This window comes from Enterococcus sp. DIV0176 (genome assembly GCF_050528535.1).
Classification (GTDB): Bacteria; Bacillota; Bacilli; order Lactobacillales; family Enterococcaceae; genus Enterococcus_B; species Enterococcus_B thailandicus.
The window spans coordinates 977,410-1,001,904 of the sequence record NZ_CP172879.1 but is presented as its reverse complement, the minus strand read 5'-3'; the positions used below and the strand labels follow the sequence as shown (position 1 = coordinate 1,001,904).

At 37.9% G+C, this 24,495-nt stretch carries 26 protein-coding genes; 3 read left to right on the top strand and 23 right to left on the bottom strand.

Annotation, left to right across the window (positions count from 1 at the left end):
* Positions 1 to 25: 25 nt before the first annotated feature.
* A complete protein-coding gene (arcA, locus tag IGJ66_RS04845) occupies positions 26 to 1,255 on the bottom strand; it encodes an arginine deiminase (RefSeq protein WP_067484197.1) in 1,230 nt (409 codons plus the stop codon).
* A gap of 471 nt (positions 1,256 to 1,726) precedes the next feature.
* On the opposite strand from arcA, the gene IGJ66_RS04840 reads away from it, so the two are divergent.
* Positions 1,727 to 2,437 (top strand): Crp/Fnr family transcriptional regulator, encoded by a 711-nt coding sequence (locus tag IGJ66_RS04840; RefSeq protein ID WP_067484195.1) that lies wholly within the window; start codon positions 1,727 to 1,729, stop codon positions 2,435 to 2,437.
* A gap of 307 nt (positions 2,438 to 2,744) precedes the next feature.
* Here the strand turns inward: IGJ66_RS04840 and tsaD are convergent, their stop codons facing one another.
* The 7 genes from tsaD to galE all read right to left on the bottom strand — a co-directional run bounded on the left by tsaD (position 2,745) and on the right by galE (position 9,162).
* On the bottom strand, positions 2,745 to 3,755 hold the full coding sequence (gene tsaD / locus IGJ66_RS04835; protein WP_067484193.1) for a tRNA (adenosine(37)-N6)-threonylcarbamoyltransferase complex transferase subunit TsaD: 1,011 nt from the start codon (positions 3,753 to 3,755) through the stop codon (positions 2,745 to 2,747).
* The gene (rimI, locus tag IGJ66_RS04830) at positions 3,752 to 4,219 is read right to left on the bottom strand and encodes a ribosomal protein S18-alanine N-acetyltransferase (protein ID WP_430617017.1); all 468 of its coding nucleotides are present in this window, start codon (positions 4,217 to 4,219) and stop codon (positions 3,752 to 3,754) included. The genes tsaD and rimI (IGJ66_RS04830) overlap by 4 nt, the downstream gene beginning before the upstream one ends.
* Positions 4,220 to 4,225: 6 nt before the next feature.
* Entirely contained in the window at positions 4,226 to 4,768 is a 543-nt protein-coding gene (rimI, locus tag IGJ66_RS04825) for a ribosomal protein S18-alanine N-acetyltransferase (protein ID WP_067484191.1), read from the bottom strand.
* Positions 4,752 to 5,474, bottom strand: a complete 723-nt coding sequence (tsaB, locus tag IGJ66_RS04820; protein WP_430616902.1) for a tRNA (adenosine(37)-N6)-threonylcarbamoyltransferase complex dimerization subunit type 1 TsaB — start codon at positions 5,472 to 5,474, stop codon at positions 4,752 to 4,754. Before tsaB ends, rimI (IGJ66_RS04825) begins: the two co-directional genes overlap by 17 nt.
* Positions 5,475 to 5,670: 196 nt before the next feature.
* Positions 5,671 to 6,648 carry a LacI family DNA-binding transcriptional regulator gene (locus IGJ66_RS04815; protein WP_067484187.1) on the bottom strand — a complete coding sequence of 326 codons (978 nt, stop codon included), beginning with the start codon at positions 6,646 to 6,648 and terminating at the stop codon, positions 5,671 to 5,673.
* A gap of 28 nt (positions 6,649 to 6,676) precedes the next feature.
* Positions 6,677 to 8,161: a UDP-glucose--hexose-1-phosphate uridylyltransferase gene (gene galT / locus IGJ66_RS04810; RefSeq protein WP_430616901.1), complete on the bottom strand. Its 1,485-nt coding sequence runs from the start codon at positions 8,159 to 8,161 to the stop codon at positions 6,677 to 6,679.
* An 11-nt stretch (positions 8,162 to 8,172) separates the two neighbouring features.
* Positions 8,173 to 9,162: a UDP-glucose 4-epimerase GalE gene (gene galE / locus IGJ66_RS04805; RefSeq protein ID WP_430616900.1), complete on the bottom strand. Its 990-nt coding sequence runs from the start codon at positions 9,160 to 9,162 to the stop codon at positions 8,173 to 8,175.
* Positions 9,163 to 9,417: 255 nt separating this feature from the next.
* Here galE and IGJ66_RS04800 point away from each other — a divergent pair, with 255 nt between their 5' ends.
* Positions 9,418 to 9,585 (top strand): DUF3042 family protein, encoded by a 168-nt coding sequence (locus IGJ66_RS04800; protein WP_067484184.1) that lies wholly within the window; start codon positions 9,418 to 9,420, stop codon positions 9,583 to 9,585.
* Positions 9,586 to 9,641: 56 nt separating this feature from the next.
* Here IGJ66_RS04800 and IGJ66_RS04795 read toward each other — a convergent pair whose 3' ends face one another.
* From IGJ66_RS04795 to IGJ66_RS04750, 10 genes are all read right to left on the bottom strand, one after another.
* The gene (locus tag IGJ66_RS04795; protein WP_430616899.1) at positions 9,642 to 11,474 is read right to left on the bottom strand and encodes an FAD/NAD(P)-binding protein; all 1,833 of its coding nucleotides are present in this window, start codon (positions 11,472 to 11,474) and stop codon (positions 9,642 to 9,644) included.
* Positions 11,475 to 11,493: 19 nt separating this feature from the next.
* Entirely contained in the window at positions 11,494 to 11,859 is a 366-nt protein-coding gene (locus IGJ66_RS04790; RefSeq protein ID WP_067484182.1) for a DUF488 domain-containing protein, read from the bottom strand.
* A 120-nt stretch (positions 11,860 to 11,979) separates the two neighbouring features.
* On the bottom strand, positions 11,980 to 12,372 hold the full coding sequence (locus tag IGJ66_RS04785; protein WP_067484181.1) for a rhodanese-like domain-containing protein: 393 nt from the start codon (positions 12,370 to 12,372) through the stop codon (positions 11,980 to 11,982).
* A gap of 15 nt (positions 12,373 to 12,387) precedes the next feature.
* Positions 12,388 to 13,350, bottom strand: a complete 963-nt coding sequence (locus tag IGJ66_RS04780) for an ROK family glucokinase (RefSeq protein ID WP_067484179.1) — start codon at positions 13,348 to 13,350, stop codon at positions 12,388 to 12,390.
* Positions 13,350 to 13,562 (bottom strand): YqgQ family protein, encoded by a 213-nt coding sequence (locus tag IGJ66_RS04775; RefSeq protein ID WP_067484177.1) that lies wholly within the window; start codon positions 13,560 to 13,562, stop codon positions 13,350 to 13,352. Before IGJ66_RS04775 ends, IGJ66_RS04780 begins: the two co-directional genes overlap by 1 nt.
* Positions 13,563 to 13,582: 20 nt before the next feature.
* Positions 13,583 to 14,281, bottom strand: a complete 699-nt coding sequence (locus IGJ66_RS04770; protein WP_075491106.1) for a rhomboid family intramembrane serine protease — start codon at positions 14,279 to 14,281, stop codon at positions 13,583 to 13,585.
* A gap of 24 nt (positions 14,282 to 14,305) precedes the next feature.
* Positions 14,306 to 14,845, bottom strand: a complete 540-nt coding sequence (locus IGJ66_RS04765; protein WP_271027043.1) for a 5-formyltetrahydrofolate cyclo-ligase — start codon at positions 14,843 to 14,845, stop codon at positions 14,306 to 14,308.
* Between the two features lie 250 nt (positions 14,846 to 15,095).
* Entirely contained in the window at positions 15,096 to 16,085 is a 990-nt protein-coding gene (locus tag IGJ66_RS04760) for a FecCD family ABC transporter permease (protein WP_430616898.1), read from the bottom strand.
* A complete protein-coding gene (locus IGJ66_RS04755) occupies positions 16,082 to 17,071 on the bottom strand; it encodes a FecCD family ABC transporter permease (protein WP_430616897.1) in 990 nt (329 codons plus the stop codon). The genes IGJ66_RS04760 and IGJ66_RS04755 overlap by 4 nt, the downstream gene beginning before the upstream one ends.
* Positions 17,068 to 17,898: an ABC transporter ATP-binding protein gene (locus IGJ66_RS04750; protein WP_416347379.1), complete on the bottom strand. Its 831-nt coding sequence runs from the start codon at positions 17,896 to 17,898 to the stop codon at positions 17,068 to 17,070. Before IGJ66_RS04750 ends, IGJ66_RS04755 begins: the two co-directional genes overlap by 4 nt.
* Before the next feature lie 139 nt (positions 17,899 to 18,037).
* Between IGJ66_RS04750 and IGJ66_RS04745 the strand changes: the two genes are divergently transcribed.
* Positions 18,038 to 18,994, top strand: coding sequence for an iron-hydroxamate ABC transporter substrate-binding protein (locus tag IGJ66_RS04745; protein WP_067484165.1), 957 nt, complete (start codon positions 18,038 to 18,040; stop codon positions 18,992 to 18,994).
* A gap of 163 nt (positions 18,995 to 19,157) precedes the next feature.
* Here the strand turns inward: IGJ66_RS04745 and IGJ66_RS04740 are convergent, their stop codons facing one another.
* The 5 genes from IGJ66_RS04740 to IGJ66_RS04720 form a co-directional block, all read right to left on the bottom strand.
* Positions 19,158 to 19,652 (bottom strand): dihydrofolate reductase, encoded by a 495-nt coding sequence (locus tag IGJ66_RS04740; RefSeq protein ID WP_067484163.1) that lies wholly within the window; start codon positions 19,650 to 19,652, stop codon positions 19,158 to 19,160.
* A gap of 72 nt (positions 19,653 to 19,724) precedes the next feature.
* Positions 19,725 to 21,914 carry a lectin-like domain-containing protein gene (locus tag IGJ66_RS04735; RefSeq protein WP_430616895.1) on the bottom strand — a complete coding sequence of 730 codons (2,190 nt, stop codon included), beginning with the start codon at positions 21,912 to 21,914 and terminating at the stop codon, positions 19,725 to 19,727.
* On the bottom strand, positions 21,911 to 22,657 hold the full coding sequence (locus IGJ66_RS04730) for an MSCRAMM family protein (protein WP_430616894.1): 747 nt from the start codon (positions 22,655 to 22,657) through the stop codon (positions 21,911 to 21,913). The genes IGJ66_RS04735 and IGJ66_RS04730 overlap by 4 nt, the downstream gene beginning before the upstream one ends.
* On the bottom strand, positions 22,657 to 23,001 hold the full coding sequence (locus tag IGJ66_RS04725; protein ID WP_067484157.1) for a hypothetical protein: 345 nt from the start codon (positions 22,999 to 23,001) through the stop codon (positions 22,657 to 22,659). Before IGJ66_RS04725 ends, IGJ66_RS04730 begins: the two co-directional genes overlap by 1 nt.
* Positions 22,991 to 24,460 carry a helix-turn-helix domain-containing protein gene (locus tag IGJ66_RS04720; RefSeq protein ID WP_430616892.1) on the bottom strand — a complete coding sequence of 490 codons (1,470 nt, stop codon included), beginning with the start codon at positions 24,458 to 24,460 and terminating at the stop codon, positions 22,991 to 22,993. Before IGJ66_RS04720 ends, IGJ66_RS04725 begins: the two co-directional genes overlap by 11 nt.
* Positions 24,461 to 24,495: the final 35 nt, after the last annotated feature.

Here is a 24,495-nt window from a genome sequence, read left to right as displayed (position 1 = left end):
AGGACCGTCGCTGGAATACTCAAACTTATTTCAAATCTTCACGTACAAGCGGTTGGCTCATGCAACGTGGACCACCACGGCCACGAGACAATTCACTTGAATTGATTTCCAACACTTTGATGCCGTAGCTTCTTAGTAATTCATTTGATACATAGTTACGGTTATAAGTGACAACCACACCTGGTGCAATAGCTAAAGTATTTGAGCCATCATTCCATTGTTCACGTGGAGCAACGATTGCATCGCCATTACCAGTTGGGATCAAGACTAGATCATCTAATCCTAAAGCATCTTTCAATGTTGCATGTAGATCATCAGAATGAGTGATCTTGATGTCATCACCATCTGGAACGATTGTAAAGACATCGATTTTTCCGTTTTTACTTTGAATAGCTGGATGAATTGTGAATTTATCATAGTCAACCATGGTAAACACTGTATCCAAATGCATCATGGCACGATTATTCGGAATCTTGATTGCTAGCACTTTTTCAAATCCTGAATTTTTAGCAAATAAGCGACGTGCCATTGTTTCCAAAGCTTTCGCGTTGGTTCTTTGTGAAATCCCTACTGCGACAACTTTGTCACTTAAGACTAATTCATCTCCGCCTTCAATGTGTTCAGTAGTATCACGATCTAACCAAACTTCAACACCTTTATTTGCAAAGCGTGGGTGATGGTTCAAAATATATTCCGTGAACATTGACTCACGACGACGTGCTTCAAAAGTCATACGGTTTACAGTCATCCCATTTCCGATTGATGCGGATGGATCTCTTGTAAAGTATAGGTTTGGCATTGGATCCATGTAGAATGGATATTCATCGTCTGCTGACAAGTCGTACAAACTGTTTGAACGAACTTCGATGTCTTTCGTACGAACACCTGCCATAATTTTATCTACCATTTCTTGTGTTTCCATTGATAGAAGGAACTCATGAAGACCATCTCTCACAGCATTTGATGCAATGTGCGATTCGTCTAACATTTTGTTTAGGAATTGCTCTTTCACATTGCCTGCATCAATTGCTTCTGCAGCGAGTTTTTCTAAATAAAGTGTTTCAACGCCTTCATTTTGTAACGTCTTAGCAAATAAGTCATGTTCCTCTTGAGCAATCGGAAGATACGGAATGTCATCAAATAATAGACGGTCCATAATATCTGGTGTCAAGTTTTCAACTTCCTGTCCAGGCCGTTTTAATAAAACGGTTTTTAACTTCCCTATTTCAGAGAAAACGTGAATTGGTTTATCCATGTTGTGTTGCCTCCTTCGTTTTGATTACATGTATAGAATACCGTCATTTTGTAACCCTTTTCATAATTTCTTTGCATTCAAAACGAGAGATTCTTCACGTTAATATTCCGTTATTAAATAATTAAACGTTTTTCTTCATTTTATTAAGTTTTATTCATTCTTTACAGACAAAAACACTCGAAAAAAAATATTTATTCATGAAAAAAATATTTCTGAATATAAAAAAATTATTGAATTAATAGCGTTGTTAGCGTTTACTTATGTATTAATTGCATTTTTTATGCAATATATTATAAACAAATCGCCTAATATTCATTTAAGCTGATTATTAATGAATATTTTTTCTTTAATAACAAAAAATTTTTTTACTCTACCAAAACTGCTTATAATTATCGTTATTTCTTTGTCTTTACAAATCAAGTGAAAAACGGGACAATAGTAATAGTGAAGAAATAAGGAGAGAGGTTTGACATGCGAATAACTAAAATTGATTACCATTTTTCCAAGTTAAGATACCAACCAGACTTCATGCATTTTACTGACGAAGAATTTCAATTGATTAAGGAACATACCGTCCTTCGTTCCTACAAAAAGGGCCAAATCCTTTTTGATGAAGGCGACGAGCGTCAACGCTTTTATATTTTAACGAAAGGACTCGTTCGTCTTGAACGCTATGATGAAAGTGCCACTTATTACTATTATGACTACGTAAATGCAAACACATTATTTCCTATGGCGGGAATTTTTGAAGCACAAGCTTACGCTTACACCGCACAAGCAATGACGGATATTGATACCTTTTACTTGCCTGTTAGCTTTTATGAAAAACTTGCGCGAAATAATTCTGAACAATTGATTGCACTTATCCATAAAATTTCAAAAGTTGTCGAGATGCACGAATTACGAATTCAAATTGGATTAACTTCCAGCGCCTTTGATCGAGTGAAGCAAAATTTATTTATTTTAAAAGAAGAACTTGGTGTTCCAACAGAAGATGGACACATTTGTATCCCCTACCCAATCACTTTAAAAGAGTTAGCTGTTAATAGCGGAACTACCAGAGAAACTGCTGGACAAGTCATCAAACAATTACGTGACAGCGGGTTACTTGATTATCGAAAAAAACAATTTACCTTTTGCAAAACAGCTGTAACTCCTGCATTGCGAGATGCTAATGAGTAAAAGAAAAAAGGAGATGCGACAAAATGTCGCCTCTCCTTTTTTCTAATAAGCGGTATTTTCAAAGAAACTTCTTCAGTAATAAGTCCTCTTTTCACAAAAATATGGAAAGCTGTTTTTAGAAAAGATTCCTTATTACTTAAAGCTAAACGTTTTGCGCCATAGGCTTATCCTCTGTGTTCAAGAAATAACTTCTTCAAAATAAGTCCAACTTACTCAAAAATTCGAGAAACAATTTCTGGTAATTTATCCTTATTTATTCGAGCTGGGCATTTCCTCTACAAACTCTTCTTTACCTAGCAAGCCGTTTTTACAAAACCAAGCTAGGATTTGCATTCAATTGCAAATCAGCAGCGGTTCCCTTTTGCCGTTCAACATGGGCTGCTGCCCCAATCATCGCTGCATTATCCCCACATAAACGCAGTGGTGGGATAATCAATTCAACTTCTGGCAATTCTTTCGCTAAAGCTGTCGCTAATCCTTCACGAAGCCCTTGATTAGCAGCAACGCCCCCAGCAACAACTAATTGTTTCACTGGAAATTCTTTACATGCTCGTAATGTTTTGGTCACTAGCACTTCAACAACACTTGCTTGAAAGCTAGCCGCTAAGTCATTTTTATCTAGCTCTTCCCCACGCTGTTCTGCATTATGAACTAAGTTGATGAACGCACTTTTCAATCCACTAAAACTAAAATCATAGTTTGCTTCATGGATCATCGCCCTTGGAAAATGATAATTATCTTTTCCATGATGCGCTAATTCATCAATTTCTTTTCCACTTGGATAACTTAACCCGAGGACGCGTCCAACTTTATCATACGCTTCACCAGCTGCATCATCCCGTGTTTCCCCAATAATTTCATAAGAACCATCTTCTTGCATATAAACCAGTTCCGTATGCCCACCACTAACTAGCAAGGCGATTAGCGGAAATTCAAACGGTTTAACAAAGCGTGCAGCATAGATATGACCTGCCATGTGATTAACGGGGACCAAAGGTAAGTTATTTGCCCATGCAAATGCTTTAGCAGCAGAAATACCAATTAATAAAGAACCAACTAATCCTGGTCCGTAAGTAACTGCGACCGCTGAAAGTTCAGCTACTGTTACCTCCGCTTCAGCCAAAGCTTCATCTATACAAAGTGTGATTTGTTCTACGTGGTGTCTACTAGCAACTTCTGGTACAACGCCACCAAATCGTTTATGACTATTTATTTGTGATGCGACAATATTCGACAAGATTTTCGTGCCATTTTCTACAACAGCAACACTTGTTTCGTCACAACTTGATTCAATCGCAAGAATCAATTCTCTATTCATTTCATCGTCTCCGTCTTTAACTTGGTACTCATAATAAAGGCATCTTCTACCGGTTGTTGGTAATAAGATTTACGAATACCCAATACTCGAAATTTTTCTGATTCATACAGACATTTTGCCCGTTCATTTGATTTACGAACTTCTAGAAAAACTTGAAACACATCATTTGCTTTTTCTTGCTGAATTAATGCTTTCAGTAATTGTCGTGCATGACCTTTTCCTTGTGAGGTTAAATTTACTGCAATATTGGTAATTTCAACTTCATCAACCACACGGCTAAAACCTAAGAAGCCAACGATTTCGTTTGCTTCAATCGCTATCAAATAATCTGTATGAGGTTGCTGTAAATCTGTTAAAAATTGTGTTTTTGTCCATGGTGAACCGTGTGTATATGCCTGATTACTAATAAACCAGAGTTTTTCTGCCAAGTCATTGTAATCAAATGCTGCTTTTTGATAAATCAACATTCTTCACTCTTTTTCTAAAATTTTTACCATATCTAAGGCATCTTCATTGTTTTCAGTATAATACCCTTTTTTGATGGTTCTTGATTGAAAGCCCAGCTTTCGGTACAACTTTTGCGCATCACGATTGCCTACGCGAACTTCTAACGAAAGAGTCTCACAGCGATTCATTATAGCAAACTTTTCTATTTCGTCAATTAAGAACGAGCCAATGCTTTTTCGCTGATAGCGAGACATCAAGGCGATATTTGTAATATGACAATCTGTTCCAATGATTCGTGAACCGATAAATCCCACTAATTCCTCATTAATAAAGACGCCCAGATACAAATGAACCAAAGGAGAACGAAATTCAGATAAAAATGCACTCCGCGTCCAAGGTAGTTCACCAAGGTAAACTTCTCGCTCGACTGTCAACAAGTCTTTGATGTCTGCTGTCGTCAATTGGCGTATTTGATAGGTATCTTGATTTACTTCTAGCTCTTTAGCAGGATAAAAAGACGATTCTCGGAACAAATGTTTCGTTAATTGCTTAAATTTTTTCAACATAGCTTTCGGCTCCAGGCGTATGAGTTTCTAGCCATTTTTCTTCAGCTTCTACCTTTTTCAAATACCGTGGTAAGAATGCTTGAACATCAGAGACAGGGACAGCTTGTGCTCCTAAATTTGCCAGCACAGTTCCATTTGGGATATCCCATTGAGGAATCAAATTGATTGTTACTTCTGGTAAAGCTTCGTTTAATTCTGTTTCAAATTTTTGGCAATCACTACCAACAAAATAAATTGATTGTTCAAGTGTTTTTAATTCTGTGAGTAGATCGACTAATGAGGAATGCTTGTCTTCAATCAATGTTTCTAGCTGATTTTCTTTCCATTGATAGGCGCCCGCATAAACATTTTTACGTCTCGCATCAAAGAGTGGCACAATCGCACCTTCCACATTCACACAGTTAGCTGCGACTGTTTTCAAACTAGAGATACCTACCAATTCTTTCTTTAGTGTATAGGCTAAAGTTTTCGCAGTCGTCACGCCTATTCTTAGACCAGTATATGAACCTGGTCCGTCAGAAACTGCGATACGATCAATCGCTGATGGCTCCAATTGTAGATCTGCAAATAATTGATCAATTGCTGGCATCAACGTAATGCTATGGTTTCGTTTGATGTTCGTTTGAATTTGTCCAAGAACTACATCGTTCTCCACGACACCTATAGCCAAAGTTTGGTTTGCTGTATCAATTCCTAATGTAATCATGTTTTGATTCCTTTCCATTAACTATCGTTTCTTATTGTAGCACATTTTTAGCGGAAACCTAATCTGAGATAACAACAAAAAAACTAGCGTAGCCTCATAAGAACCATAAGCAATGTCGTCTGATACAAGCATTGCTTGATAAGTAGGTTCTTACAAAAATTCCGCTAGTTTTGATCGGTATCATTTCACTTGATTGTTACGCTGATTCTCGCACAATCAAGTCTGTACCAACAACGATTTTTCTTGGAACGGGAGCTTCTGTCTGGATCAATTGTAAAATCGTTTCAACAGCAATCTCCCCTAACCATTCAGTATAAACTTTTATCGTTGATAATGCAGGCGTCACATATTTAGCTACGCTGCTGTCATTAAATCCGATAACTGCAATATCCTTAGGCACACGATAGCCACTCTCTTGAATCGCTTTTAATGCACCAATTGCTAATGCATCGTTTGCTGCAAATAGAGCATCTGGCTTTTCACTTGTTTCGGCTAAAAATTGTTTGATTGCTGAGTAACCTGCCTCAACCGAAAAATCAGCTTCGATTATGGCAAAGGGTTCTTGTTGCTCACTAACCATGATTTGTTCAAAAGCAAGTCTTCTTGGATCATTCAACAATTGCCGATTTTTTTTTGTATATTCTTTCCCCGTTAACATTGCGATTTTTTTAGCATTTAATGACAAAAAGTAATCAACAACTTTTTGGACACTTGAAAAAAAATCGACAGTTAATGAGTCAATCCCAACTGCGGTCCCATCAGAATCAACTAAAAGTAATTTTGGTTGAGATTTTTCTAACTCTGCCAGTTGTTGCAAGTCGAATTTTCCGACAGCAATCGTTCCGTCAACTTCACGTTCGCTAATGGAATCCCAAGTTTCCTTTAGCAAATCAACATTCAACTCTTCCGCTTTCTTCTCAATCCCAAGACGAATGGCTAAATAATATAAATCTTCGAGCTCTTCACTTTCATTATGCCATTGAATCAATCGCAAAGTTGCTTGATTAGCTGGAAGGTTTTTTTTATGTTTCGTATAGTTTAACTGTTCGGCTGCCTCGAAAACTTTCTGTTTAGTTGCTAAGCCTACGGAAAGTTCCGAATCATAATTCAATACTCTTGAAACAGTCGCAGGAGAAACACCTGCTAGCTGCGCGATATCTTTAATTGTTGCCATGATGTTTCCTCCTTCCTCACTGGATCAATTATAAATAATCAGTAAAGCGAGCAAATGCCGCTTGTCCTTCTTCTGTCCGCTTAAACACGCCTGCATCTTCTAACACACGTAAGAACACTTGACCAACAGCTTCCTGCACAATTTCAGTTACGTGATTTGCTGTGATTGTGTGAGCTGCCCGCAACTCGTCTGCCCATTCACGATGATAATCAGCTAAGTGGTTTTCTTCGTTTAACAAATATTTTTCCACTTCTTCAAGTTCCATTTTTAATCGTGGAGGTAACACGGCTAACCCCATCACTTCAATCAAGCCAATGTTTTCTTTTTTGATGTGCTGAACGTCTTTATGTGGGTGGAAAATCCCATCTGGATGTTCTTCAGATACATTATTGTCGCGCAACACTAAATCTAGTTCAAAGTAGTCATCTTTCCGACGCGCAATCGGAGTAATCGTGTGATGCGCTGTCCCATCGGCAGAATGCGCCAAAACTTCGACAGATGCATCCGAGTAACCTTGCCATTTTTCTAAAATGGTTGTTGCCGCATCTACAAGGAGTTCTTTGTCTGGTGATTGAAGGCGAATCACTGACATTGGCCACTTCACAATTCCTGCAATGACTTGTGGGTAATCAGTTAATTTGATTAAGCGTTCCATTGGTGCTTTCGCCATTGGAAATTCATGACGTCCAGCTTGGTAATGATCGTGAGATAAAATAGAACCACCTACAATTGGTAAATCGGCATTCGATCCCACAAAATAATGAGGCAATACCTCCGTAATTCGTAACAAGCGGCGGAAAGTATCTTGATTGATTTGCATCGGACGATGAATTTCTGACAAAATAATTGAATGCTCATTGTAATACGCATAAGGTGAATATTGGAATCCCCAGCTTTCGCCATCTAGGTTCATTCGAATGATCCGATGATTTGTTCTCGCAGGGTAATTTAAACGTCCTCGATACCCTTCATTCTCCATACAAAGCAAACATTTTGGATAGTCTACTTTCACTGCTTCTCGTTCCGCAGCAATTTGCTTTGGATCTTTTTCGGGTTTCGATAAGTTGATTGTAATTTCAAGGTCTCCGTAAGCAGTTTGTACTGGAAACTGGATATTTTTAGCAATTGAACGCGTTTTGATGTAATCGTTTTGCTGACTCAACTGGAAGAAATATTCTGTTGCTTCTTCTGGCGAGTTGGCATAGTGTTGTGCAAAAAAAGCATTAACAACAGACGGCGGCGGAGTCAAAAAATCCATTAGCTGTGCTTCAAACATTTCTTGTTCTGCAGCCAAATCTGAAATGACTTGATTGTCTTTCGCTACTTGGACTAATTCTGCCAGCAAATCCACTGCAGGTACTGTTACTGGACGTGGTGTGACTTCTCCCGTCAACGCTTCTTCACCTATCAAACTTAATAATCGATTTTGAAGATAAATTCGATCCATTTCCATGAAGCCACCGGAGCTAATCGAAAGCGTTGCAAAGTCACAAATTGTTTGACTGATAGACATTGTCACTTCTCCTATTCTTCATAGCCATGTGGATGACTTACATGCCAATCCCAAGCTGTTTTAATAATTGCTTTAACATCTGTATATGCTGGTTCCCAACCTAAGATCTCTTTTGCCTTTTGACTTGAAGCAACTAATGTACTTGGATCACCCGCACGACGAGGTGCAATTTTTGCTGGAATTTTTTTTCCAGTAACTTCGCGAGCTGCTTCAAGCATTTCTTTGACCGAATAACCATTGTTACTTCCCAAATTAAAGAAATTACTTTCATTTCCAGCTTTTAAATATTCTAAAGCTTTGATATGTGCAGCAATCAGGTCTTCTACTTGAACGTAATCACGAACGCAAGTCCCATCTGGTGTATCATAATCGTCACCATAAACTGCTAATTCTTCTCTTTGTCCTAATGCCACTTGTAAGATAATCGGTACTAAATGAGTCTCAGGTGTATGGTCTTCACCAATGCTTGCATCAGCCTTTGCACCTGCTACATTGAAATAGCGAAGAGCCACGTAACGCATTCCATACGCATTGTCACACCACTTCATCATTTTTTCCATCATCAATTTACTTTCCCCATAAGGATTTTTGGGATTAGTTGGTGTTTCTTCTGTAATTGGTGACATTTCGGGTTCACCGTATGTTGCTGCTGTTGATGAGAAAACAATTTGTTTTACATCAAATTCATGCATTACTTCAAGTAGGATTTGCATACCATAAACATTATTGTTGAAGTACATTAAAGGTTTTTCAACTGACTCACCTACTAAAGAACTTGCAGCAAAATGAATGACTCCTTCGATTGCTTCTTTTTCAAATACCGTTTGTAAAAATGCTTTATCTCGAATATCTCCTTCATAAAAACGTGCATCTGGGTGAACGGCTTGACGATGCCCTGTTAATAGATTATCAACAACCGCAACATCATACCCTTTTTGGATTAATTGATCGACTGCATGTGAGCCGATGTACCCCGCACCACCTAAAACTAAAATTGACATATTTAAACACTCCTTTATTGATAACTAACGCTCTTTTATCATCCATCCTTCATTGTACCAAAAGAACACGGAAGTTTCGAAACAGTTTTTAGTAATCACCAGCTTTTCCTATGATTTTATTTAGTAAATTTATAATAAAACATTTAGTAATTTTTTTCAATTGTTTTTGTAAAGGTTTCCAAATAAACGTCTAACTAGCCTTTTTTCTGTTTTTGTTTCATAATAGAGGTATCAAACAATTAAGAGGTGTTTTTAATGAAAAAATTTGTATCTGGATTATTAGTCGGAAGCTTAGCAACTGTTGCTGCTGTAGCAGGTGTTGTCGCTTCAGTTAAAAAAACTGTAATTGATCCAATCGATGAAAAAGAATCAATGATTGAAGAAAATCGTAAAAAAGCGATGCGTAAACGCGTTGCACGTTAATTAGTTATTTAAAAAAGGACAGCTAAGATGTCCAAGTCGCTTACGACTTGTTCATCTTAGCTGTCTTTTTTGTTTGTTTTCTCTTGTTTAGTTAACAAATGGCGAGCAATTGAATCTGCTTGCCTTAAATTCCAAGCATCTGTGTATGGACGTGCCACAGCAGCCGTCAACCAATCGACACCTTCTACTGGAATCCCATAACAATAAAAATTGGGAATCACTTTTCCATTTGCCCCTATAACTTGATTTGCATGGTTTACATCAATCGCACCTGAAAAATAATGTTCGTCAATTTCTGTTTTTTGATAAGAACGAATCAAACCATTTTTATTCAGACTTTGAATGACTGGATTTTTTGAATAGAACACACTATTAATCGGCAAATGAGCTTCAATCAAATAGCGACTATTGAGTTGCTTATTTTCTGTTTCAATCCAAAATCTTCCTCTGGCTCGTTTGATTTCAAACGGCGGTTTTGTAATATGGAAAATATCGGCATCTATCAGCGCAGCAAGCTCTTTGCTTCTTCTCAAAGGTGGACCAATGGTTAAAAAAGCATTCAGCGGTGTGAACCAAGACCACAATTGCTCACGATATTCTTCAACTGAAAAAATATCCCATGCGATTGCTTCACGAATTGGTTCACGCCAGTCTTTGATTGCATCTAAAGTTGAACTAAATGCACCTGTGTCATTTCCTTTTTCCGCCTCATTGATTTGCCATGCCAAAAAGGAACGAACCCCCTTTTCAAAATCATTAGGAAAAGCGGAAAGAGGATGTTCCAAGCTGTCCCATGACCAAATAAATGGTTCTAATTGCGGATAATTTGCCAAACATTCTTCTGTTGACTCTAGCAAAAACACTTGCTCAAATTCAACAGGATTGATTGCTAATTGTTGTTCCTCAATCGTTTTTTGATAATAAAATAATTCTACTTCTTTTTTGAACAAGTCAAAAAATCTTTTACCAGTCAATTCTCCTTTTCTCTGCCATTTTTTTAGATTTTCTGTTGTTAATAACTTGAGTCGAGCCATCGCGCCACCCTGTTTTTGGTTCTTGCCACGGGGATAATAGGGAACCCCACGACGTGACCCCGCGTAAATAACTGGCTCGTTTCCAGAAGGGTGATAAATAAACTGATTTTCTTTTTCTTCAAAACGTCCACCACGTCCAACTGTCAATAACCCAATATAGTCAAAAAATGCTAACCCTAATCCACGTAAAAGAATCGGTTCATTAGCAGGTATATCAACAACTAAAACGTCTGCTGGATTACTTGGCGGTTGATAAAACAAATCATGTTGCTGCGCATAATCAGCAAGATCAATTTCTTCATTCATCAACTCATTTTCCCAATGGCCACTTGCCAACACCAATTGATCCACAAAAAACGTTGTATCATCTGTCGCTAAGTAAAAACCAGACTCCACTCGTGAAACACTATCAACAAGTGCGGGAACGAAAGTAATCACATTGGGATATTCCTTTTTGAGTTCCGTGAAAAACCATTGCTGATACAAACCATAAAGGCAACGTGTTGCATGTTCATCTTTTCCTAACTGCTCCATTTCTGCGAGAAAAAAGGATTGCTTGTTCAATGATTGTTCCTCAACGAAAGAGGGGCCCTCTTTTTTTGCCCATTGATAAAGATTAGGACCTGCAGAAACAACACCATCAGTCGAAAGCGTTGCATCTGTAAACAATGTTACCTGTTGTGAAACCGAGTTCATTAATAGGTCTGTCGATTGATCCACTCGCCAAACTCTTCCACCGGGACCAACTACATCAAATAAGTAAATTTGAAGTGATTGATTCGTTTGATTGTTGCGCAAAATTCTTTCTAACATACTCAAGCCACGTGGACCTGCTCCGATAATGCCAATCTGCATCTTACACCTTCTCTTTATTTTAAACAGCTAGTTGTTGATCCAATCGTTTTTTCAACACTACTGCCTGATTTTCTGTTTCATCTTTTGCACCGTAGACAAGTGTCACTTGTTTTTCTTTTTGACAAATGGCCAGTAATTCTTGAAAAGCTTGGTGAGGAACTTCTTCATCTAACAATTCTTTTTGATAACGTTCAGAGAACTCAGGAAATTTTTCTGGGGTATGATTGTACCACTTTCTCAGCTCTGTGCTTGGCGCAACCTCTTTCAGCCATAAATCAAGTTTTGCTTCTGCTTTAGAAACACCTCTTGGCCAAATACGATCAACCAGAACCCGAAAACCATCTGTTTCTTCTGCTTTTTGATAAGCTCGCTTCAATTGAATCATGTTCTTTGCTCCTTTCCTTTCACTCTTTATTTTAGCGAAAAACACGCTAGAGTACAAAAATAAAAAAGGATCGAGTAACCAGCTTTCTGCTAGTTTCTCGATCCTTTAAGAAATAGTCAATTAAACTTTTTTACTTTTGATTTTACCAGACCAGCCATCATAGCCACCTTTTAAAATATAAAGTTCTTTAAAGCCTTCTTTACGTAATTTGTTAGCTGTTCGAATGCTCAAGCTTTTTCTTTGATCGTAAATATAGACAGGTTGGTCTTTACGAATTGAGCCTAAAGAATTTTTTAATACTGTATAAGGAATATTTCGTGCACCTAAAATATGGCCAGCATCAAAAACATCCTTTTCTCTGACATCAATGATTTGCGCTTTACGCATTCCTTCACGAAACTCTTCTTCTTCTAACATTTTTGCTGAACGTTTTGCCATGATACGTAAGTATGCTTCCCAAAATACAATCGCCAGAATAATTGCGATCAAAAAAATATTAATCCAAAAAAACATGAGTTGCCTCCATCTTTACGCAAATTTCAAGGCTAATGATGCAGCACCAATGACGCCTGCTTCATTACCAAGCTCTGCTAATTTAATTTTTGTTGATTCTCTTACTTGTGGGAAAGTGAATTCCATAAAGTATTTTTCCACACGACTACGCAAAAATTCGCCTGCTGCAGATACGCCGCCGCCTAAAACGATACTTGAAGGATTCAATGTATTTCCTAGGTTTCCGCATGCTAATCCTAGGTAGAAACAAACACGATCCACAACCATCAATGCAAAGGGATCGCCGCCTTCTGCTAATTCGAAGATGTCTTTACTTGTTACTTCTTCGCCATTATCAAGCATTGCTTTAAGTGTTGAATCACCTGCATATTCTTCCGCCAAGAAACGGCCCAAACGCACCACACCCGTTGCACTTGAAACAGTTTCTAAACAGCCACGTTTTCCACATGTACATTCAAAACCATTTGGATCAACTGTGATATGGCCAATTTCGCCACCGGCGCCAGCAGCACCATGTACAAGATTGCCAGCAGCAACGATTCCGCCACCAACACCAGTTCCCAATGTGACGAAAACAACATCAGGATCATTTTCTCCAGCACCTTTCCAGCGTTCACCTAGAGCAGCAACATTGGCATCATTATCAACTGCAAACTTAATTCCAGTACCTGCTTGGATTTGTTCTCTCACTGGTTGTAGTTCTGTCCAGTTCAAGTTATACGCGCCAATAACGGTTCCAGCTTCGCTATCGACACTTCCCGGAGTTCCCATACCAATACCGATAAAGTCTTCCACTTTCATGTTATATAAGTTTAAACGATGATTGATTGATTCAATGATTTCAGGGACAATATGTACACCCTCATCTAAAATATTGGTATCAATACTCCATTTTTGTTGAATTTCACCTTCTGGAGTCATAATTGCAAATTTTGCAGTCGTTCCACCTAAATCAATTCCAATAATTTTCTTGTCCATTACACGTTTCCTTTCTTTCGGCTTTCTTCTATTCGGTGCTCTCTTTTCAGAATGCGCCATGCCGTCATGTACGTATCATGATCAATCAAGCGATTGTCATATAACGTTCTTAATTCAATCGTCATCAACTCTATATCATAAATTCGTGAGCCGACATAGATGATGATGCCAAATTTTTTGAATAGCTGTTGTACGTCATACAAGCTTTCCATGTTAAAGCACTTCCTTCACATTATACAAGTAAACCATACTTTTTTAAACCCACTAACAAACAAATTACTAAAAGAAAAATAAAAATCATTCCAGAAATAATTCGTTGATGAATCGAAAAGTTTCCTCTTTGTTCGGGCAAACCCAAGATATTTCCTAACAGTAGTCCGCCGAGAACTCCGCCAACATGCCCCCAGATATCAACCGATGTATCAAATCCACCAAAGACTAAGCTTAAAACGATAAATAACGAGAACTGTCTCACCATCTGTGTAATTGCAGGGTTATTTCGAAAATGGAATCCTAAAATCACAAAAGCACCAAACATCCCAAATAAGGACGTACTCGCTCCTGCAGATAACACGCCTACTTGGTTCAACGCAAAACTAGCTAAATTACCAGCTACGCCACTCAATAAATAAATGAGGAAGAAACGCCAATGTCCGTAAATCGTTTCGATTTGCGAACCCATAAAGTAAAGTGTTACAGAGTTAACTGCAAAGTGCATCAGACCAAAATGAATAAAGATGGGAGTAATCAAGCGCCACCACTCATGATAGTATGCAAAGAAAGGACCATACATTCCGCCAAATGATTCTATTTTTAACTCTGGAAACAGGTACATCAATACAAATACAATTGTTTGAATCCCTAAAAAAATATAGGTCCAGATTGGTTTTTTCAACCAAAATTGAATTTTTCGTTTTTGTTGATAATCCATGAAAACCTCCTATTAGTAATAAAATTAATCAATAAACAATTGTTGAATTTTTTGATCAAATGATTCTGGCAACCACGCATCATTCAACTGTTCAGTAAAGACTAAGCTCGCTGTTTGGTTTGGATATTGCTGTAAATAGCGATCATAATAACCACCACCAAAACCAATTCGATAACCCGATTTCGTAAAGACCAAGCCAGGCACAATTAATAAATCGATTTGTTCAGGTAAAAAAAGGCGTGAATTTGTTGGCTCTAAGACACCAAAACTAGACCGTTCTAGCATCGTTTCATCTGTCAATTCATAAAAAGCCATTTGACGCTTTGGCAATGTTTTCGGAATCACGATTTGTTTATGCAGTTGCTTTGCATAGTGGATAACAGGTTCTGTTGCTACCTCGAATTCATTTGCTAAAGTTATCCCAATCGTTTGTGCGTTTTTAAATGCTGAACTCGAAAATAGTTTTTGATGGATCCGTCGTTCTTTTTCTACTTTTTCATTTGAAGCTAGTTCTTTTAATGTTTGAACGCCTGCTTGACGTAATTGTGCTTTTGTTTGATTCACTCCTCCAACCTACCTTCCTTGATAGCATGGTATCGAAAAATGAATAAAATAGCAATGCTGTTGCGAGGAAATAACGTTCATTTTCAAAAAGAAAAAGAGTTCAAGATGAATGCTTGAACTCTTCGTTTTAGATTTTTTGAAGGGAAAGGGTTGATATTGGACTCTCTATTCGCTACTTCCCGAATAGACAAAAAAATATTTTTGATTGTTGTTCATTTTTTCCGAAGCCCAACCTTTTGTGCCGCAACCTTTAAGCTTGCTTTTGAAACAATAAATAAAGAAAATACGGCGCACCGATTAACGCAATCAAAATTCCTGTCGGGATTTCACCACTTGGAAGGATGACACGTGCAATAATATCAGCTACGTTCACCAATAACGCCCCAAACAAACCACTTAGTACAAAAGTCCAATGGTTCTCTTTTTTAACAATTGTTTTTGCAACATGCGGCGCCAACAAACCGACAAAGGATAAACTACCTGCAACAGCAACACTAGCACAAGCTAATCCCACTGCCAGAATTAATAGCACCCGTTGACTTCTTCGGACATGTAACCCTAAACTCTGTGCACGTTCTTGTCCAAAAGAAAGTAGCCCAATCTGTTGACTATAATAAAAAGCAAGTGGCAAAAGAAAAACGGCCCATGGAAGCAATGCCCAAACATAAGGCCAACTAGCACCCCAAATAGATCCTGCCAACCAAGCATTTACAAAACCGTAATTTTCTTTTGAGATTTTGATCGTCACTAGCAAAGTCATCGCCGATAGCCCAGCGTTTACAGCAATTCCCGAAAGTAAAATTCGGTTCATTTTCAACATACCGCTTTTAGTATAGGAAGTAAGATACACACAAAGAGCAGCCAGCAAACCACCTAGACAAGCCGCAAAAGGTAATAGAAAAGTTGCTGCAGCTTGCGAAAAGAAACCTAAATAAAGCATGACGAAAAAGCCAGCTCCTGCATTGATTCCTAAAATGCTAGCATCTGCCAACTCATTTCTAGTAACTCCTTGCAGTAAGTACCCCGAAACACCCAAACACATTCCCGCCAAAAGACTAACTGCCAACCGTGGAAAACGAAATTCTTGTACGATTAGCTGTGTAACTGGCGACGCAGTTCCAGTAATCCCATCAATCACTTGTTGAATAGATAATAGTGGTGTCCCAATCATCAAGCTAAGTAAAACACTAATGAACAAGCAGAACAGCAAGAAGGTAATCAGCCATCGTAATTTTTTCATCCCTCTTCCCTCCTAACTTGAACAAGCAAGAATGGCACACCGATCAAAGCAATAATCAAGCCAAAAGGTGTTTCAAATGGTGGATTGATCATTCGTGCCACCAAATCTGCTACCATTACTAAGCATCCTCCCGCTAAAAAAGAACCAGGTAGAACGTAACGATAATCTGAACCTACTACCCCACGAATCAACGGTGGTACTAATAAACCAATAAATGAAACGGGTCCCACAAGTGCCACAGCAGTTGCAGATAAAATCGCCACCATTCCAAAAGAGATAAGGCGCGTTCTTCGTGGGTTTCCACCAAGTGCTACAGCATGTGATTCACTTAAATTAACCAAAGAGATTGATTTACCTAGCAAGCAAGCGCAAACTGAAGCAATTAAATAAACAGGTAATAAAACTGTCAATTGTCGCCAAGTGATATTCGCCGCTCCTCCAACAAACCAAAAAGCTAAGTCTTGTTGCAAATTAAATAATTGTGTTAGCGCTTGACTAATTGCAGTAAAGAATGAGCTAATCGCCACCCCTGCTAAAATTAGCTGAACTGGATTGATTCCCATTTTGGAAAATTTGAGAAAGCCAAACACCAAAATCGTCACTGCTAATGCCCCAACTAGAGAAATCAAAAACGTTTGAAAAGATGAAACAGCTGGTAAAAAAGCAAAGCTAATCGCCATAGCTAAAGAAGCGCCTGCATTGATTCCCAATAACCCAGAATCTGCCAATGGATTACGCGTCACACCTTGCATCAATGCACCGCTTAAAGCAAAGCTGCTGCCAACGACAAACGCACCTAACACTCGAGGTAATCGAATCGTTCGTAAAATTTGTTGTGCTTGATTCGCTGAATCAAATTGAACAACAGATAACCATAAGTCTTTCAACGTTACCTCTGCTACACCATTTGCGACAGCTAGTAAAAAAAGTATCATACTTACTACTATAAGCAGCCAAATAAAACGACTCTTCTTTCTACTCGTCATTGATTTACCTCCTGTCGTGAAAGTAAATCGTAAGTTAGAAAGACTGGCTTGTCAGAATCAGGCAAATGAACGATTTGTGCATCAATTTCAAAAATTTCTCGCATCCATTCTTTTGTAATTACTTCTTTTGGTGAACCTTCAACCAATAATTGACCAGCTTTCAATCCTAATAAATAATCTGAAAAACGAGATGCATGATTGATATCATGAATGGACATCAAAATCGTCGTTTGTTTTACGCGATTGATTTCTTCTAATAAATGTAGAATTTCTAATTGATGTGCGGGATCTAAAAAAGTAATTGGTTCATCTAAAATCAAAATGTCTGTTTCTTGCGCCAAAGCCATAGCAATCCACACACGTTGCGCTTGTCCACCTGACAGAGTAGCAATCTCTCGTGTTTTTAAAGTATCTAAGCTAGTTGCTTCTAGCGCCCATTGAATCGCTTCTTGGTCTTCTACAGTCAAACCACTAAATGGCTTTTGATAAGGATATCTACCATAAGAAACAATTTCTTCCACGGTCATTCCCAACGGATGATCACTACTTTGTGCCAGTAAAGCAATTTTTTGTGCCAATTCTTTTGAACTATATGTAGAAATTTCAGAACCATTCACAATAATTTTCCCCTTTTTCACAGGAAGGATTCGTGTGAAGCTTTTTAATAATGTCGATTTTCCGCTCCCATTTGGCCCAATCAAACTAGTAATCTTGCCTTCAGGAATTTTTACTGATAAGGCATCAATAATTTGCTTTTTGGGATACCCTGCTGCAATATCGACTGCTTCGATTTTTGCCATTTCACCCATCCTTTCGTTGAAAATCATTCTCAATTATGACGCTACTTCACAAATTCGTCAAGCACAAGTTTTCTTTAGCTTTCACTAAAAAATTGGTTGACAGTGCTTTAATTATCAGGAATAATAGCATCTGAGAATGATTCTCAATTATTCTAGGAGGAAGAAAATGAAACGAAAAGCAAAGTTTTTCACAATCTCAACGACTCTATTATTAATTGGTTTATTAGGAGCTTGCTCCACAGCAAATAAAACGACAGACACAACAAATTCGACAACTACAGCAAAAAGCAATGGCACGCACACCGTGACAGATACTTTAGGCAATAAAGTAACAATTCCCAATCAACCAAAACGGATTATTGGAAGCTACTTGGAAGATTATCTAATTGCACTAGATGAAAAACCTGTTGCGCAATGGACCGTTGGTAGTGGATCAATCCAGGATTATTTACAAGATGATCTGAAAGATATTCCAACGATTTCTTATGACTTACCTTACGAAAAAGTTTTAAGTTTTGAACCTGATTTACTTCTGATATCTTCTTCGGCAACTGTTGAAGGTGGAAAATATGAACAATACAGTAAAATTGCTCCTACTTATGTGGTTACAAATGGTAGCGATGTAACTTGGGAAGAGCAATTAAAAGATGTGGGTAAAGCTTTGGCAAAAGAAGACCAAGCAAAAGAAATCATCAGTGAATACCAAGCTTCTGCCAAAAAAATCAAAACGGAATTAGCCGATAAAATTGCTGGTAAAACAGCAGCTGTTTTATGGGTAACAAATAATTCTGCCTTTATGGTGAGCGAAAATCGCTCAAGTGGTCGTATTGTTTACGGCGATTTAGGTTTTGGTGTCCCTAGCTTGGTTAAAGAGATCTCTAAAGATGCTACTTCAGACTGGTCTGCTGTTTCTTCAGAAAAATTAGCTGAGTTAGATGCCGATTATTTAATTTTGGTCAACAGTGATCAAGGCGCTGCAATGTTTGAAGAACCTGCCTGGAAAAATCTGAAAGCAGTCAAAGAAAATCATTTGCTCGAATTTGGTCCAGAATCTAGTTGGTTGTACAACGGACCAATTGCTAGCCAAGAAATGTTGAACGATCTTGCTGAAAAATTAAACTAAAAACTTCTGAAACATTAAAGAGAGCGAGACAAAACTAAAATCCAGTCGTTCTTAACACATTTTCAATTAAAAAAGCCTAAAATCAGCGTTTTCAAAAACGAATTTCAGGCTTTTTTTCTATTTAGGCTAGTTTTGTCCCAAACTCTTTTATTAGTACCTTCGCTTAGTCTTTTCGCACCCATTTTTGGAAACGATGTGGGTAGCGATTTTCTTCATCTAAAATCCCCACGTGTTCTTCGGCTAACGTGAAATCGGAAAAGTCGATTTCACCAATATACGTGTCGCCTTCAAATTCTTCGTCAATCAATGTTCGCCATATAATACCTGTTTCTGGTAATAATTCTCGAAAAATTTGACTACCACCAGAAACATAAATATCTTCTGTTACTTGTTGACTGTAGGCTAACACTTCTTCAATTGAATGCATAACTTCCGCATTTTCTGCAACTTTGAGGTCTGGTCGGGTTGTTAAAACAATAATATGACGATAAGGCAGACTTAATTTTCCCATACCTTCATATGTTTTTCGTCCCATCACTAAAATTCGATCCATTGTATGCTCCCGAAAAAAACGCATATCATTTGGTAATTTCCACGGTAATAAACCATCTTTCCCAATCAAACCGTTACGATCTTGTGCCCACATTGAAATAAACAAATTATCCGCTCCTTTAGCTAACTTTCTCATTCTACCAAGAAGCATACACAATTTTTCGTAAAAAAACTACTCTCACTCTTTTGGAGTCCCCCATTGATCTGGGGTCGTAACAATTTTCAGTTGGATTTCTTGCGCGACTAAATAATGATAACTTCCGTCTTTCTCATCAAAAAGAAATCGTACAATTGCATCTTTCTGCTCAAAATGACCAATATTCTCGATTGGTTCTCCATGATAACTACCACTAACATCTGTTGCCACTAATTGGTCCAGTTCATTTTGAAAAGAAACTGCAGGTGCTTCAAGAATATCTGTTCCAAATTTAATCTTGGTGATCCATTCAATTGTAGCTCCATTGAGACTTTTTTTATCCGCCTTCACTACGACATTTTGTGTCAGTTGTGTTGGAATCAATTTTTGATTGAGCAACGTGATTGTTTCGACTAAGTGTTGACTCGATAATTCAAAATGTACCGTTTGAGTTGCTCGTACAAAACCAAATTTTGCTTTTGTTTGACGTAGTTCATACGTTCCAAACGGAAGATTCGTCAGCGTTAACGGTTCATTTAAAGCTAAGGCTAGTTGCTGAACCTGACCTGTTTGAGTATTAAATAATTCAAATGAACCTTCTTGGATTGGTTCACCATTGATTTTTTTCAGTTGGATAGTTAGTTGCGTCACTTTTTTTAGTGGCAACTGGCTAATCATCGGATTACTTTGGGGAAGTAACTCTTCGTGTATAGTTGATGAACTTGATTCGATCACCACTGTTTGATTGTCTTTTTCTGCTATGATTTCACTTGTTGTTGAACTCGCTGATCTAGTTGATTCCATTGTGAGCGAATTAGTCATTAATGAACTTGATTCTTGAGACTCTGCTTCTTTAAAATTATCATCAGATGTTTTGGGTGTTTCTGGTTCTTTTGCATTTTGCACTGGCACTTCTAACAACTGACTACCTTGAATCCAAATAGGTGTTTCCTTATCGATAATCTGATAACCAGTTGGGGCTTTTTCCTGGACTAATGTATATTTTCCAATTGGTAGCTTTGTAATTTCAAACATGCCTTGTTCATTTGTCAAAAGATTCTTTTTCAGAATTTTTCCAGAATCATCCATCAGATGAAAGCGACCACCAGATAATTTCTGTTTCACATCTGCTCGGTTGGTTAGCGTTACCTTCAAGCTACCCAAAATAGGCTGATTTTCCACGTTTAGTTGTTGCGTTAATTGCTCTTCTGTTATGGAAAAAGTCCTGTTTGTTGTCTTTTCATATCCTGTTGGCGTTGTTACTTGACTCACCTGATAAGTTCCAAGAGGAAGCTTTGGCACACTTGCTTTTCCATTCTCATCTGTCGTAATTGTTTCGATCAATTTTCCTGTTGTGACATCGTGAATCTCAAATTGGCCACCAGCAAGTGGTTGGTTCGTTTCTTGATCTGTCAACTGTAGATTGAACTGTCCTGTTACGATAGCTGGTTTGGTTACAAAAGAACGAACTTTTACTTTCTGATGATTGACATTCACACCTGTTGATCCACTGAATGCGACTGCATAATTTTCCTGTAGCGGCAAGACTTGTTTCCATGTCAGCCACCCCCGATTGGAATGAAAGCGAATCGTTAGTTCCTTGCTCATCGCATCATAATCAGCAACAAACGAATGGAATTGCCCATCAACATCTGCTGGCGCATCTTGATTGTTCGCTAAATATTGAACAGAGTCTTGAATCATAACTGTTGTAGGATTGGAGACTAAGAACGCACCAAATGGTTGATTTCTTCCTAAGATCCGTTCAACGTTTTCAGGTGGTTCCTCGTATTCTTCACTACGGTTCCAAAACGTGTCTAATTTAAATGCTTGAACGCCTGCTAATCCTAAAACACCGATACCATTCCCTGGTTTTCCGATGGCTGATGGCACATCCGTATGAAGCGCAAGCGCAACCCCATCTCCCCCACCTTCTACATCTGTTTTATCACCTAAATTTACTTCGGCTTCTAAATGAAAAGAGGTGGTAGCTGGTAATTTTTTGTTCAACGAAACATTTCCAGCTTGTAATCGCCTATTAGGTGTTAACGAAATAATTTCAGTTATTGGATCATAAGAAGCTGATCCTTGTAATGAAAAATAATCCTGCAAGTTTTCTGATTCTATAGCCAAGGGTTCATCATAAAGGTTTTCAGCTGCGAAAGCCGTGCAGCCAAAAACAGTTGAAGCAACCAGACTGGTCAAGAAAACAAGTTTTTTCATTCTTATCATTTTGCTTCACCCCCTATCGTAAATGCCAATTTTCTTGAATCTATTTGGTATTCTTTTGGTGCGTTTGTTTCTACAAAATAATACTCACCTTTCGTTAAGCCGTCGACAGCTAGTTGTCCATATTGATTCGTTTCAAGCTTTTTTCGTAACACTTTTTCATCTTGATAAAGTGTAAATGCTACGCCAGCAAGTGGCTCATTCTCGTCTGTGATTTTTGTTAATAAAATCGTATTTTCTTTTCGCTGATTGGTAAAAATCCGTTGAATGACTGTTTGATTTTCAATAACTAATTCGACTGTTTCTTCCGAAAGTTCGTAGCCAAGAGGAGCTTTCACTTGGCAGATTACATACTGGCCTTTTGCCAATTTAGTCAGCGAAACTTGTCCCGTTTCATCAGCAGTTAATTTCTGCGTTTCGCCATTTTCAGCTTTTGCTTCATAAACAGCTCCTGGAATTGCTTTTCCCGAAGACTGGTCGACAGTTAAAAGTTCTTTTGAATAGGTTTCTTTTTTCAAGGACTTGCGGTACATCGTGATAAAGGCTTTATTAGAGAGAACTTTTTGACCATCACCTAAATCAAGTTGTGCTTGATTTCCATAAACTTGTTTTTCTACTACAGATTGCGCGCTTGTCTGTCGATTTATTTTTTGCGTGGTGCTTGTAGCAGTCACTAATAAAAGCGGGCTGAACAAACTTACGGCCCCCAACATTAGCGAAACCCCTTGATAAATCGTGCGTTTCATTATTCTTGCCTCATTCCATAAACCAAGCTTCCACTCAATCGAGCCATTCGCTGGCCAATCAAGGTTTGACTTGCGCCTCCGCCTGAAGGTACCTGCGGATTCTTTTCCATAGCCGAAATTCGATTTTCCAGCATTGTCAATTCATTTCTTTTTATCCGGCGATGATTTTTAAAAACGACTGTCTCTCCGTTATTTTCCACCTGAATATCATTCACTAGGCTTTCTTTTGACAACTCAATTTTCTTGTCCCGGATTGGTTGATCGACCAGCCCACTCAAAATAACACTTTGATACAGACAAGTCGTCGCCAACATACCACTAACTATTAAGGATTTAACTTTCATTTTCATTCCTCACTTTAATTACCATCTCGCCAAACAACAACCAATCATGATCACTTGGTGGATTTTTCCAGATAATCTGCGGACAGTTCAACTTATCAATCAACAAATCACTAACATATAGTTGTGTCTGATTGTTGACCTTTTTTTGAACCACAATATTCAAGTTTTGAAAAGCTAAAATATTTTCCGCAATGAATTTTGTATACGCTGATCCTCTCGAAAAATCCACACAAACGTAAACTTTATCAGATAAATACTTTTGTGGAATAACCGAAATAATGGCGAAAATATAATCATAATACAGACTACCATTCGTCAATAATCCTTGATCGTAAATATCACTATTTTTTGCTAATTCAACAAATTTCTTAGCCACTTGATGAAATTGTGGATATAATTCAGCGAAGAAACGCTCTTGATCCTCTGAAATAAATGTCAGTCGAGAATGATTGGCAAATGCCAACTTAAAATTTGTTAGTTCCAAAACCTGCTGTAGTTCTACGATTTTTTCTGTTTTTCGTTCCGTTGATAAAACAAGCTTCAACGTTTGAAATAAATAATCGACCTGTAAGGTAGTCAACTCAGTTAAATTTTGGTTCCATCTGATTGTTTTTTGCTGTGTCGTTAGTGAAAGACATTCCTCGCTTAATAAAAAAACCAAAAGCCATAGTTGTTCATTTTCTTGTTTTTCTTCTGGAATCACAGTGATCTTTTGCAATTTATTTTGAACAAGTACAAGCAGTTGTCGAATTTCTTTTGCATAGACATCTTCAAATTCAATTTCAACTGTATTCACATAACTTCGTTTTGATAAGCGTAAGAGTGTAATGCTCAAAAACAATTCTAATTTAGCAATCCGAGTCATAATCATTTCTAAATTCAAGGTGTGGATGATTACCTCCAACACTTCATGTGTCTTTTGCCGAAGTGAAGACTCAAATGGTGATTCTAAGCCATTGAAAAAATAATAGTAAATATCAAAAATTTCTCGCCGAACCTTGGCTTCGTCTCCAACTAACGTTCCTTCATTGATTTGAATACCACCTGGTGCCAAAATATCTTCTAGTTCACTTTTGATCAGATATGCTTTTGAACGACTCAAAAAATGTTTTTGTGAAAACTTTTCTGGTGTGGATCCAAATTGAACCATTTCGTGAAAGAGCAAAAACAAATCAGATTGCTTCAAATAATAAAGTTGTAACTGCCGAATCACTTCATTGGAAAGGTCTGGAATATCGATCTCACCTTTCGATAATCGCACAACTTTGGCATTAGTTGCTGCAACTAATGCCTGTTCAAGTTCAGCAATATACTTATTCACTTTAAACTTTGAGATTCCTAGTAACTCAACTAACAGTTCAACTGAAGTGAATTGCCCCTTACGCATGTCAAATATGCGTAAGATATCGAGTTGGTACCGAGCTGAATCGCTGAGTAAATCTAATTTGTTAATCGTCATAACACCCTCCTGAATTTTCCTGCATCTTAATATAA